The 11,742-nt window shown below is 56.7% G+C and carries 10 protein-coding genes, 1 pseudogene and 1 riboswitch; of the genes and pseudogenes, 4 read left to right on the top strand and 7 right to left on the bottom strand.

What is annotated here, in order from left to right; translation table 11 throughout:
- A partial coding sequence (locus tag K290_RS0129425; RefSeq protein WP_028755057.1) for an IS630 family transposase occupies positions 1-328 on the top strand: 328 nt, incomplete at its 5' end.
- Positions 329-547: 219 nt separating this feature from the next.
- Here the strand turns inward: K290_RS0129425 and K290_RS0129420 are convergent.
- Positions 548-1,759 (bottom strand): MATE family efflux transporter, encoded by a 1,212-nt coding sequence (locus tag K290_RS0129420; RefSeq protein WP_280750822.1) that lies wholly within the window; start codon positions 1,757-1,759, stop codon positions 548-550.
- A 440-nt stretch (positions 1,760-2,199) separates the two neighbouring features.
- On the opposite strand from K290_RS0129420, the gene K290_RS0129415 reads away from it, so the two are divergent.
- The 3 genes and pseudogenes from K290_RS0129415 to K290_RS36665 all read left to right on the top strand — a co-directional run.
- Complete coding sequence (locus K290_RS0129415; protein ID WP_245276704.1) at positions 2,200-3,387, top strand: aromatic amino acid transaminase; 1,188 nt, start codon at positions 2,200-2,202, stop codon at positions 3,385-3,387.
- A 703-nt stretch (positions 3,388-4,090) separates the two neighbouring features.
- The gene (locus tag K290_RS0129405) at positions 4,091-4,924 is read left to right on the top strand and encodes a prephenate dehydratase (RefSeq protein WP_037136579.1); all 834 of its coding nucleotides are present in this window, start codon (positions 4,091-4,093) and stop codon (positions 4,922-4,924) included.
- Between the two features lie 95 nt (positions 4,925-5,019).
- Positions 5,020-5,175, top strand: a pseudogene (locus K290_RS36665) (IS3 family transposase); the annotation flags it as partial.
- A 67-nt stretch (positions 5,176-5,242) separates the two neighbouring features.
- Here K290_RS36665 and K290_RS36660 read toward each other — a convergent pair.
- The 6 genes from K290_RS36660 to K290_RS0129365 form a co-directional block, all read right to left on the bottom strand.
- On the bottom strand, positions 5,243-5,383 hold the full coding sequence (locus tag K290_RS36660) for a 3,4-dihydroxy-2-butanone-4-phosphate synthase (RefSeq protein ID WP_081670466.1): 141 nt from the start codon (positions 5,381-5,383) through the stop codon (positions 5,243-5,245).
- 113 nt (positions 5,384-5,496) lie between these two features.
- Positions 5,497-5,643, bottom strand: a riboswitch (FMN riboswitch).
- Between the two features lie 107 nt (positions 5,644-5,750).
- Entirely contained in the window at positions 5,751-6,512 is a 762-nt protein-coding gene (gene tpiA / locus K290_RS0129385) for a triose-phosphate isomerase (protein WP_028755053.1), read from the bottom strand.
- Positions 6,513-6,657: 145 nt separating this feature from the next.
- Positions 6,658-8,121: a beta-Ala-His dipeptidase gene (gene pepD, locus K290_RS0129380; RefSeq protein ID WP_051264259.1), complete on the bottom strand. Its 1,464-nt coding sequence runs from the start codon at positions 8,119-8,121 to the stop codon at positions 6,658-6,660.
- A gap of 22 nt (positions 8,122-8,143) precedes the next feature.
- Positions 8,144-9,133 carry an ABC transporter permease gene (locus tag K290_RS0129375; RefSeq protein WP_051264258.1) on the bottom strand — a complete coding sequence of 330 codons (990 nt, stop codon included), beginning with the start codon at positions 9,131-9,133 and terminating at the stop codon, positions 8,144-8,146.
- 2 nt (positions 9,134-9,135) lie between these two features.
- Positions 9,136-10,674 (bottom strand): sugar ABC transporter ATP-binding protein, encoded by a 1,539-nt coding sequence (locus tag K290_RS0129370; protein ID WP_028755050.1) that lies wholly within the window; start codon positions 10,672-10,674, stop codon positions 9,136-9,138.
- Between the two features lie 10 nt (positions 10,675-10,684).
- On the bottom strand, positions 10,685-11,713 hold the full coding sequence (locus K290_RS0129365) for an ABC transporter permease (RefSeq protein WP_081670465.1): 1,029 nt from the start codon (positions 11,711-11,713) through the stop codon (positions 10,685-10,687).
- Positions 11,714-11,742 lie beyond the last annotated feature (29 nt).

The raw sequence follows: 11,742 nt of genomic DNA, 5'->3' as shown, positions 1-11,742 counted from the left end.
TTTCAAGGCCTATGTCGAGCAACAACTCGTCCCGCCGCTGCGACCAGGCGACATCGTCATCATGGACAATCTGGGTAGCCACAAATCCGCGCAGATACGCCAGTTGATCAAGGCCGCCGGTGCAAGGCTCTGGTTTCTGCCGCCTTATTCACCTGACCTCAATCCAATCGAGCAGGCCTTCGCCAAGATCAAGCATTGGATGCGAAAAGCGCAAAAGCGCACCGTCGACGACACCTGGCGATATCTCGGCTCACTCGTCCAGACAATCGATCCAGACGAGTGCACCAACTATCTTGTCAATGCCGGATACGCTTCAAACAAAACATGAAATGCTCTAGAACGACAGGCAGCTCATGTGGGAAAGCCGGAAGGAACGCTCGCTCCGCTGCCTCTTTCATTTCGCCGAGGTGGTACAACAGCCTTCCAGTGAGTGCCACCGCGACCACAACAACGCCAATCAATAGGCCAATGTAAACGCCCGTTCCACCGTATCCTGCAGGACCTGATAGTATAACGGACACCGGAAAGCCGAAAATCCAGTATCCGGTCAGGACCAGAAGCAGGGTACAAAGGTATCGGACATGCCGCGTAGGACATTCGAAACGATAGCTTGGACTGCGTCCACGAGCTGCAGGGTCGCCACTATATACAAAAATAGCGTGGCTATCCTCACAACAGCATCGTTTTCGGCAACGGTGACGTCGATAAAGATGGAGATAAAAAGGCTCGGAAACATGGCGTACATGAGCCCAACACACAATCCCGTCCCGACGCCCAAACCTATTGCTGCAAAGCACGCCCTTTGCATCGCGATCCAACTTCGCGCGCCGTAGGCCCAGCCAACGCGCACCATCGCCGCAACGCCGATCCCTGTTGGCATCGCAAATGCGAGACCGTTGAGCTGTCCCGACAGAGCATAGGCAGCCAGCACAGCGTCGCCTTGATAACCCATCAGGAGAGAACTTGCGCTGAAGAATGCCACTTCGAGAAGGGTGGCTGCCCCAATAGGTGTCCCGACGATGGAGACTGCCTTGAGCGAAAGAAGGTCCATCCGGTGAAGACCGCGGTAGGGAGCAACAACGTTGGTGTGTGGATTCGACGAAATGTAGAACAGAAGCGCCACCGCGATGGCAAGATTGGCCAATGCCGTAGACAGGCCGATCCCAAACAGGCCGTATTGCCCTAAGCCCCAGACGTTCTCAACGATCAGGTAGCAGATGGCAAAGTTCAATGCGGCGCCGGCCACCAGGATCGCCAAAGTCACAACAGTCTGGCCGTGTGCGGCAAGAAAATTTCTTGCCACAAGCATCACCATATAAGGTGGAAGCATGAAGCAAAGTGCTTTCGCAAACTCTCCTGCCTGCCGTGACAGCTCAGGAGACTGCCCCAGGAATTCAAGCGCCGTTCCCGTATTATAGAGCAGCGGAACCGCGAGACATGACAGGATTACGCTGAGCCACATACCCTGTTGGAAGAAGGCGCGACCGCCCGATTTATCCCCTGCCCCAATTGCCTGGGCCGTGAGCGGAGCCACAGCTGTCAAGATGCCGCCTGTGCACAGCAGTATCGGGTTAAGCATGGCCATTGCCAGCGTACCAGAGGCCAGTTCCTTCGCACCTAGATGGCCTATCATGACAACGTTGATGATGAGCATCAGACGCTGAGCGATTTGACCAAGGATGAGTGGCCAAGACAGCTTCGTCGTAGACCGGATTTCTTCAGGCCAAGTTTGTAGGCGGGCTACGGATCGAGCAGTCATGTCATGCATCACAAAAAAGCGAGACGCCTGCTGGCAGGGACGTCTCGCAAGGTGCGGGAGGAGATTTAGTTGCTGGCTACCCAGCTATTCCATTTGGACGTGAGATCTTCCTGACGATCCTGCCAGAAAAGCGTCGCCGTCTTTGTGAGTTCCCTTGTTCAGTTCCCATTGTTTTTTTCGATGCAGCCTTTTGGCCGATTTTTGGAGAGGTTACGGCAATCCGCCACGAGATCAATTGTCTGGAAAATATTTTCCCGTCATGAAACTCACGGGCGGACCTCTGAGCATTTCATCACAGGAAAATATTTTCCTAACGATTGCCAGCGTCCGCTCTGATGCGCTTAACGTAGCGTGGACCAGGCGCTTCAGGAGGCAGCCTGAGCGTCCTTGCCGGCGTTGAGCGAAGGTGACCGGTTTCTTTATAGAATAGGAGGAAAAGCGTGACTAAGCAGTACCTTTTGGCAGGATTGCCTGACCGGAAACCAGACCCCCTGCTTGCCCTTCTCAAGAAATTCGCGAGCAATGAGCGTCTCGATAAGATCGATCTCGGCGTAGGTGTATACCGGGACGGAACCGGTAGGACTCCTGTCATGGCAGCGGTCAAGTCCGCAGAGCATCATCTGTGGGAAACTCAGGACACAAAGTCCTACATCGGTCCCGAGGGTGATCCGTCATTCGTATCGCTTTTGACACACGAGGTGTTCGGCGAAGGAACGGTGACCGAGAAACTGGCTGGGGTGCAGACGCCGGGTGGAACTGCTGCATTGCGTCTTAGCGCTGAAATCCTCGCCCATGACAAGGACCGGACCATTTGGATTGGAACACCGACCTGGGCAAACCATAATGCGATCTTCGGGACGGTTGGCTTGAGCATTAAGACGTATCGCTTCTTCGATCCCCGGAGCCAAGCCGTCCATGTCGATGAGATGCTTTCTGCCTTTGAGAGCGCACAATCAGGCGACGCAATCCTACTGCATGCAAGCTGCCACAATCCGACCGGAGCAGCTATTTCGAAAGAGGCTTGGTCGGCGATTGCTGAGGTAGTCGCGCGGAAAGGCCTCATCCCGCTATTCGATAACGCCTATCAAGGTTTGGGACGCGGCTTTGTACAGGATGCCGAAGGCATGCTGATCGTGTTGAATGCAGCGGATGAGGCCATCGTGGCCATATCATGCTCCAAGTCCTTCTCGCTTTATCGTGAGCGAACCGGCGCGGCATTCGTGTTGGGCAACTCGGCAACAGACCTGAACAAAGGCGTCGCTAATTTCGCGTACCATGCGCGCGCCAGCTATTCGATGCCACCTGCTCACGGTGCGGCCATTGTGGCGGCTGTGCTTGGCGATCCGGGCCGTCGAAAGCTGTGGATCGACGAACTTGCCTCGATGCGAAGCCGGGTCTCTGAAATCAGAACAGCGCTGGCAGACCGGCTTTCCATCTACGCCCCTCGACTTTCCGCTGTCGCAGGCCAGGAAGGAATGTTTTCACTTCTCCCGGTCACGCCCGAGAACGTCACGCACCTCCGAGAGGTTCATGGCATCTACATGCCTGACTCTGGTCGCGTAAATCTCGCGGGCCTGCGTATCGAACAGGTTGATCTGGCGTCCCAGGCAATCGGTGAACTGCTGTGATGCTAACCGCCACGAGCCAGCTGCTTCACGCGTGGGCTCGTGGCGCAGGGCTCACGCACAAGTTGGCGTAAGCCTATTGATAAGGGACTGCGCTCGTCACCGTTCGGCTCCTGTGACGTCGCGAAACACCGGCACAGCGAGGGTCGCACCCGCGTGTGCCAGCGTCGAGAACGGTGAAGTAGCCCACACGAAACGTTCGGAAATTCGCGTCAACAATAGGGTGGCGATGCTTCCTTCACAAACTCCCTCGCAGCATTAGCGTCTTCGCATAATATTGCTTTGTCTAATCGACATTTCTGCTGCTCCCGAGGTGAACCGCCCTACCGACCAGGATGTCGTCGAGGGAAACGGTGTGGAGCCATGCCTCCTCACAGTGACAGATGAAGTCCCCGGATATCAGCACATCTGAATACCTGCGACTTACATATTGGAAGATCAAATGTCGTTCCGCTATGCCGATGAGGTCGTCGAACTGAAGCCATCCGATACCTTGGTTATTCGACGGCAGCGGCATCCATGGACGTGAAAACCTGCGTCAGGCGCCAGCGGAGTATTCGTCGTTTATATCTAGCCTGCGAAACTGACGCGATTTTCATGAGATTAAAATATTTTCAAACGAATTGAACCGCCCGAGATGCCTCGTTATCCATTTAGCGAACGATGGAAGCACCCGCAGTATGAGCTGCGCAACCGGGACATGGGAATGAACAAGTTAATTCGGCAGCCGCCGATCATTGATGCATCCGATATCAAAAAAGTTGGCTTCATTGGGCCCGAGGGGACCTGGACACATCAAGCAACACTTGAGCTCTTCAGCAACGGTCCTGGACTGGTACCCTTTAAGGATGGCCTCTTCGAGGCGTACGCATCGGGAATGGTTGACGCTATCTGTGCACCGGTTACGACCTCTCTAGTCGGGACCACTCCATATCTCGATCAAATTCTTGCTCTCCCCTCGGTTACGGTTATTGCGGAATATCCCCGCATGTTAAGCTACAGCCTGATCGCGAGCAAAGACGCCACTTTCTCGTCGATAACAAAGGTGCTCGGTCATCCCGTGGCTCTGCAAGAGGTCAGGGCTTGGATCGACGAGAACATGCCGGGAGTGGAGCGTGAGAGTCGCCTGGGCACCGTTGCTTATGTCGCCGAGGAGAATTCACCAAAGCTTGCAGCTTTCGGGCCGGGCCTGGGCGCAAAACTTTACAACCTCCAGGAACTCCGCACCGGTATCGAAGAGGGTCTCCACAACGTTACGCGTTGGTGGGTTCTTGGCAAAGATATCGCCCGGCCGACCGGCTTCGACAGAACGACGATTGTGCTTCGTAGCGACGAAGCGTCGATCAGCTCGCAGCTTGCGACTTTTGTGAATTCAGGGCTGTCCATCCTCAATATCTACGAGCGCCCTACGTGCGAACGGTTGGACATCCATCAATACGTGATTGATTTCGCCGGACACGTTGAGGCTGAATCACAGCTTGCGCAGTTAGTATCGAGGGATGATATCCGCATGTTGGGATCCTATCCCAGAAGATACTAGCTGCCCTCCGGTAGCTACTACAAAATGCGTTGGTAGCGGCATGAAATGTCGAAGAATATTGAAATGAGAAATTTGTGTTCATGAACGATCAATCGCGTGGACCATGGAAGAGCTTTGAAACGGTGGAATTCGCCACCATGGAATGGCCGACTGGTTCAACCACCGACGACTTCTGAAGTCCATCGCGAATACACCGCCAGCCGAAGCTGAAGAGCGGTACTACGTTGGACGAAGCAGCCGTGGCCGCATAGCTTAGGCAAAATGGCCTCGGCCAAACACGCTGCGGTTCAGTACGCAGATCAGGCCGCGCATTATTCATCATGGGATCGCTTCTGAAGTGACCAGTTCCGATGCGATGACGAGGTCGCCCTCGTTTTCTCTGTGGCGGTTGCCGGCGACGAGGATGATCTCACCACGACCGATAGCGGCGATTGCATCTTCAATTAGGGAAAATGCCATCTCTCTGCCTTTAAAGGGTTAGCCCCAAACCGCGCCGTACAGGATCATGACGAGCCACCACTTAGCCTTGGGCGAACAAGCATTCGAACGCTGTAGCTGCGCAGCGCCTTTGTGCGTGCTCTCTTCCATCCGGACTATATCATCGTCTCCGGCATTTTATCGAATCTGCTAACCTCCCCGGCTGCTGCCGGAAGCGCTCGCGGGTTCCGGATCTTCCCGATACCGCCGGCGGGGAATCGCTTCCCGCCCTGAGAACGATATCAGCAAAGGAGACAAATGGCGGAGTTCTCAAGCGCCCGTTCTCCCAATTGCGAATGAAGCGAGACAGACTGTCAACAGCAGCGGCCGCTGCGAGAGGAAATGTGGACTAGGAAACGCAGAGGGCATCCGCGATTGCCAGGAAGCTGGCCGCTTTCAAGCTCGCACCTCCGACAAGAGCACCACTTACATTCTCGCAGGTAATGATTTCGCGGGCGTTCTCCGCCTTGACGGATCCGCCGTAAAGCAACCGCGTCTTCGGGCCGTGGTCGGCAAACTGTGCATCCAACCAATTCCGTATAAATTGGTGCACGCCGGCAATTTGGTCGACTGTCGGAGTCTTGCCACTCCCTATTGCCCACACTGGCTCATACGCTACGACGAAGTCGCCTTGCCCCGCCTCCGAAGGCAGAGAAGCTGTCAACTGCTCCGAGAGAACTTGGAGCGTACGCCCCTCGTGCATTTCACTTTCGGTCTCTCCGATACAAACGATCGGAGTGACCCCCGCTGACAGTGCCTGGCGGACCTTCCGGCACACAACGGCGCTGGTTTCTGATCTCAGTGTCCGTCGCTCGGAGTGACCAATGATAACCCACTTTGCCCCGCAATTGGCGAGCATGGCCGCGGAGACGTCTCCCGTGAATGCGCCTGTCTGTTCGTCGCTGCAGTCCTGTGCGCCGATTTCGAGCAGCGATGTGGCGACGCCCTCTACAGCGGAACGAACCAAGGTCAGAGGCGGGCAGATGACCATGTCGACGAAAAGAGACAAATCGACACTTCTCGATGCCGTCTGAGCGAGCTCGTCCAGGGACGAGATCATTCCGTTCATCTTCCAATTGCCGACGAGCAGCGGCCGGACACGGTGTTCCATCTAACTAACCTCATCAATATTGTCGGAAGAGGACACTCGAACGCACTCGGCGGTAGCCGAGGATATCTTCGACGGTTCCATTTCGAGAATGAAGAATGTTGGCTGGCGAACAAGCCTCGCCAGTCCATCGGGCCAAATCCCTGAATCAGTCCTTCAAGCGTCCCACGAAGTCCCGGACAACCTTCCACGACCGTGCCACCGACGGATGGCTCACGCGCTCCTTCGTCGAGTGCAGGTGCTGCAGTTCGGTTCCAATGCCCACCGTATCCAGTCCAGGGATGCGGTTGACGAAAAAGCCGAGCTCGAGGCTGCAGGAGGATACAAGAACTTCTGGTTCGCGACCGTGGACAGTCTTGAAAGCCGCTACGGCTGCCGGAACAGATTTCGAGTTCCGGGTCGGCGGAAACTCCGGGGCGTCCAGTCCGAACTGCTTGAACTCCGTTCCGCCGCCGGCCATCTCGGCCAGCTCACGTATGCGTTCAAAGATGTCGTGCTTTCGCGAGGACACACCCGCCGTAATCGTGCAGGTGAAAGTCAATCCGTCGTCGGTCGCACGCACGGTCCCGAGGTTGCTTGAACTCTCCACGAGGCCGTCGATGGACCTGCTCATGCTGATGACGCCATTGGGCAGAAGAGCCGCAATGCGGCCGACACGGCGGGTTGCTGTCTGCGAATAGATCCGGGATGAAAGTTCTGCGTCAGTTACAGTGACCTTCAGACCCGGATCGGCGACCAAGAACTCGTTCTTGAGCGTCGCTTCAAGCTCCTTGATAGCATCCAGAATTGCGGCTTTATCGGCTTTCTGAACCACGAGCACGAGTTCGCCATGTGCTGGGATGACGTTGTTCTGGGCCCCACCCTCAAAGCGGGCAATCCGGACGTCGTACGTCTTCGCCAGTGAGTTGAGGATGCGCGCCAGAACCACAATGCCGTTGGCTCGCTCGAGGTGGATGTCAAATTCGCAATGTCCTCCGAGCAGCCCGCCGATGCTGAGTGAGAGTGCCTGCGTGTTCTGGGGAGTGGTCACCCATTCAGCATTGACATCGATGGTGCAGGAAATGTCGCCCGCGCAACCCGCAAGGATCTGCTCGTCGGTCACCCAGTTGAAGTCGACCATCCGAGTGCCCTCGAGCTGGGAGACGTCGAACTCGGATGCGCCGACCTTGCCCATCTCCTCCATAACCGTCATTACGGCTTCCAATGGAGGATGGGGAATATCCTTGGAGTCCAGTAACGCTAGGATGAAGGAGCAACCAATGCCGTTGTCAGCGCCGAGAGATGTCCGGTCCGCACGGATATAGTCGCCGTCGACAATCAGCTTGATGCCGTCCTTTGTGAAGTCGTGCTCCACGCCCGGGTCCTTCTCGCACACCATGTCCATGTGGCCGTGAAGAATGAGTACGGGCGCATTTTCATAGCCGGGAGTGCCAGGTTTCTTGACAAGTACGTTGTACATCTTGTCCTGATACGCTTCGAGAGACCGCTCTCTAGCGAAATTCACGATGTAGTCGCTGACCTGCTTCTCGTTTTGCGAACCGCGCGGGATCGCAGAAAGAGCGGCGAAATGATTGAACACTTCCTTGGGTTCAAGCTCTTCGAAAGTAGTCACGGAAATCTCCCGTCTAGGCTTGTTATTTCACGAATTTGAGTTTGGTGCGGTCGATCGTCAGAATCACTGCTAGGATGACGACCAGGCCGTATACGATCTGCTGGTAACGCGGATCGATGCCGACCACAGAGCTGCCAACCGGGATGAGTGCGATGATCATGGATCCAACGATGACGTTGAGCGCGCTACCGACGCCACCAGTCAGGGCCACGCCGCCACAGATCGTCGCCGCGATGGACGGCAGGAGCAGACCCACACCGAGCCCGGACGCGGAAGCGGTTCCCTGCTGCGCAGTCAGGACGATTCCAGCGAGGGCCGCGAACGCGCCGGAGATCGTGAACACCGCCACTGTCACGGCGGCGGTCGGGACTCCGGACATGATCGAGGCCCGCTCATTAAGGCCCATTGCCTTCACAAAGGTGCCGAAACGGGTCCAGCGCATCACAGCCCATGCCACGACGGCAAGCAAGAGGCCAATGAAGACGGCAGCGGAGTATCCGCCAATCTGGAAGCTGTCGAGCCAGTCGATGATTTCGCCATTTGCGGAGACGTACACAGTAGTCTCTTTTGCGATCACAAGCGAAAGCGATTGCCAGACACCGATAGCACCAAGCGTGACGGCGAACGATGGTACCTGAAAGTAGTTGATGACCATGCCGTTGGCGAACCCGGCTGCTGCACCGATGCCGATCGTGGCGATCGGAGCGAACATGCCGAGCGGTTCCAGGAGCTGGGCGACCGAGACCGAAGCGAGCACCGCCACAGTCGCACTCGAGAGATCGATGCGGCCGAGCTGGATTACGCCGAACTGGCCCAAGCCTAGCAACAGGATCGGAATTGCCTGGTAGGCTAGGATCTCAAGACCTACGCCGCCAACAAAAGTCGGCTGAAAGATAGAGATGATGCCAAGAAGGATCAGCAGCACGGCGAGTGGCGCGAACGCCTTGAGATTTGCGGAGCCGATCTTGGCTTTCGACATGTCCGCGGGCGAGTTCACCTGGGTAACCTCCATTGTCATATCATTTTCCCCACAAGTTCGGCATGGGTCGGGATCGAACCAGAGTTGAGGTCGAACGTGGCGGTGATCTCACCATCGCGCATAACGGTGATGGTATCAGCCAGAGAAATCGCTTCTTCTAGCGTGTCAGCGATCAACAGCACTGCGGCGCCCTTTTCGCATGCTGCGAAAACCTGCTTACTGACGTCCTCGCGCGCACCGGGATCGATGCCTCGGGTAGGATGGTCGAGGATGAGCAAGGAAAGCTTCGGATCCTCGAGCCACTTCGCAAGGACTACCTTCTGCTGATTGCCGCCGCTGAGGGAAGCGATGTCCGCGTCCGGAATTGGAGGCCGGATGCTCAGCTTCGAAATCCATTCCTTGGTCTTTTCACGCCGAGCACCCGGACTAACGAAGATCGCGGATGCGTGTTCACCCCGATGCGTCAGCTGGAGGTTCTCGGCAACGGTCATTCCCGCCACCATGCTCTCGACCTTTCGCTCGGAGGGGAGATAAGCGATCCCGCCATAGGCACTTCCCCGCAAGCTTGGTCGCGAAACGACCTTTCCGTTGTATCGGACGGTTCCGGCATCGAACTCTTCGGCGCCGAAGACTGCTCGGCAGACTTCTTCGCGACCAGAATGGTTCGTACCCACGAGAGCATGGATCTCTCCGCTTCGGACCTTCAAAGAGATCCCGGAGAACTTACCCTTTGCCTCAAGGCGTTCGAGATCGAGGACAACCGCGCTGTCGCTAAACGATTTCTTGCGCTCGCGCGAAGTCGTCTCAGCGTGTCGCCCCGTCATCAGCCGGAACAACTCGTCTTCGTTCACCTCACTTGTTAGACGCTCGCCGACCACTTCGCCATTCCGCATCACACAGATCCGGTCGCAGAACTTCATCACCTCGTCGAGGCGATGGGACACGAAGATAACGGACCCGATTTCCTTCAGACGCCTGACTTCGTGCTCGAGCTGCTGGATATCGTTGTCTTCAAGAACAGACGTCGGCTCGTCGAGGACAATGATCGGTTGCACGCCCGGCTGCCTAGTAATCTGAAGGGCCTTGGCGATTTCGACCATCTGCCGATCGGCAAAAGACAGGTCTTCCACCTTCGATTTCGGGTCAATTGTCGAGCCGATGCGCTCCAGGATTTCCGCGGCGTCGTCGTTGATCTTGCGCCAGTTGTAGATGCCGAAGCGAACCTTGCCGTCTTTGTTGCCTGACATTGTTGCGCGGGTCGATATCAGGATGTTTTCCGCGACCGAAAGGTTGGTGACGAGAGACTGCTCCTGATGGACGACGCCAATGCCCGCGGAGGCCGCGGCAGCAGGGTTGGTGAATGTCCGCTTCTGTCCGCCGACGAGAATATCACCTGTGTCCGGCTGGTAGGTGCCAGAAAGAACCTTGAGCAGGCTAGACTTCCCCGCGCCGTTCTCACCAATCAGGCCGACCACTTCATTGGCTCTGATGCTGAGGCTGACATTGTTCAGCGCCCTCACCGGGCCGAAGCTCTTCGACACGTTGCGAAGAGAGAATGGAACTGTCCCCTGCATGGCCGATCTCCTACTTGACGATCCGCAGACGCGAACGCTGGTTGAATGCGGTGGCGACCACGGCGACTACGATGACGAGGCCCGAGACCGCACGCTGGAAGACAGGGCTCACTCCCATGAGGATGAGGCCATTGTTGATTACGACCACGAGCAGTACCCCGCAGATAGAGTTGATGACACCACCCTTGCCTCCGGAAAGCAAAGTCCCGCCGATGACGACAGCGGCGATCGTCTGGAAGAGCTGGCCACTGCCGAGGTCGACGACGCCGACGCCAAGTCGGCTGCTGCCGATCACGCCCGCCAGGGCGCTGCAGAAGCCCGCGAGTGCAAAGACGTAGACCTTGTATCGGTTGACCGGGACCGCATTCAGCGACGCGATGCTTTCATCGGCGCCGATCGCATAGGTGAAGCGTCCCATCGACGTGTTGTCGCTAACGAACTTGGCGACTAGCACAAAAACCACGGCGACAACAAAAGCGTTTGACACGCCGAGCGGCGAAGCGCTCGCCCAGGAGCGCGTCAGGTCGCCGGATAGCTGTGGAACGGAGTCGCCGAAAAGGACGGTCGCGATACCAAGGCCGATGAACCAGGTTCCTAGAGACACCATGAATGACGGGACACGGAACACGGTGTGAATGAGGCCAGTAAGCAGCCCCATCACGGTTCCCGCGAGAAGCGCGATCAATGGCGCTCCTATTCCGAGATCCAGCGAGTTGACGCTGTTACCCGAAAGAAGAACGAAAATCAGGGCAGCGGTTGCCATCACTCCTTCGATCGAGAGGTCGATGCATCCCATCAGAATGACGAATGACGCTCCCATCGCGAGAATGAGCGGGATCGAAGCCTGGTCGGTGATGGCCCGGAAGTTCTCCCACGTAAGGAAGGTGGATGGCCTTAGAACCGACAGGATGACGATCACAACCGCGAGAGCGACGAGAGGGCCCAGCCATTCCTTCCTCGCTTTCCTCAAGCTGTGCTTGGATCCGGCGGACACCAGAGCACCGTGGCCATTGGATATGAGATTATCGGAGCGTGACATGACTCTCTCGCCTTTCTTCAATCCGCGTT

This window comes from Rhizobium leucaenae USDA 9039, assembly GCF_000426285.1.
Lineage (GTDB): Bacteria > Pseudomonadota > Alphaproteobacteria > Rhizobiales > Rhizobiaceae > Rhizobium > Rhizobium leucaenae.
This window is presented reverse-complemented; position numbering and strand designations above follow the sequence as displayed.

What these genes read in the sequence shown, in the direction of transcription:
- K290_RS0129420 (WP_280750822.1), bottom strand. Translation starts at nt 1,759, where the DNA reads ATGACTGCTCGATCCGTAGCCCGCCTACAAACTTGGCCTGAAGAAATC.
- K290_RS0129405 (WP_037136579.1), top strand. Translation starts at nt 4,091, where the DNA reads ATGAACAAGTTAATTCGGCAGCCGCCGATCATTGATGCATCCGATATC.
- K290_RS36660 (WP_081670466.1), bottom strand. Translation starts at nt 5,383, where the DNA reads ATGGCATTTTCCCTAATTGAAGATGCAATCGCCGCTATCGGTCGTGGT.
- tpiA (WP_028755053.1), bottom strand. Translation starts at nt 6,512, where the DNA reads ATGGAACACCGTGTCCGGCCGCTGCTCGTCGGCAATTGGAAGATGAAC.
- K290_RS0129375 (WP_051264258.1), bottom strand. Translation starts at nt 9,133, where the DNA reads ATGGAGGTTACCCAGGTGAACTCGCCCGCGGACATGTCGAAAGCCAAG.
- K290_RS0129370 (WP_028755050.1), bottom strand. Translation starts at nt 10,674, where the DNA reads ATGCAGGGGACAGTTCCATTCTCTCTTCGCAACGTGTCGAAGAGCTTC.
- K290_RS0129365 (WP_081670465.1), bottom strand. Translation starts at nt 11,713, where the DNA reads ATGTCACGCTCCGATAATCTCATATCCAATGGCCACGGTGCTCTGGTG.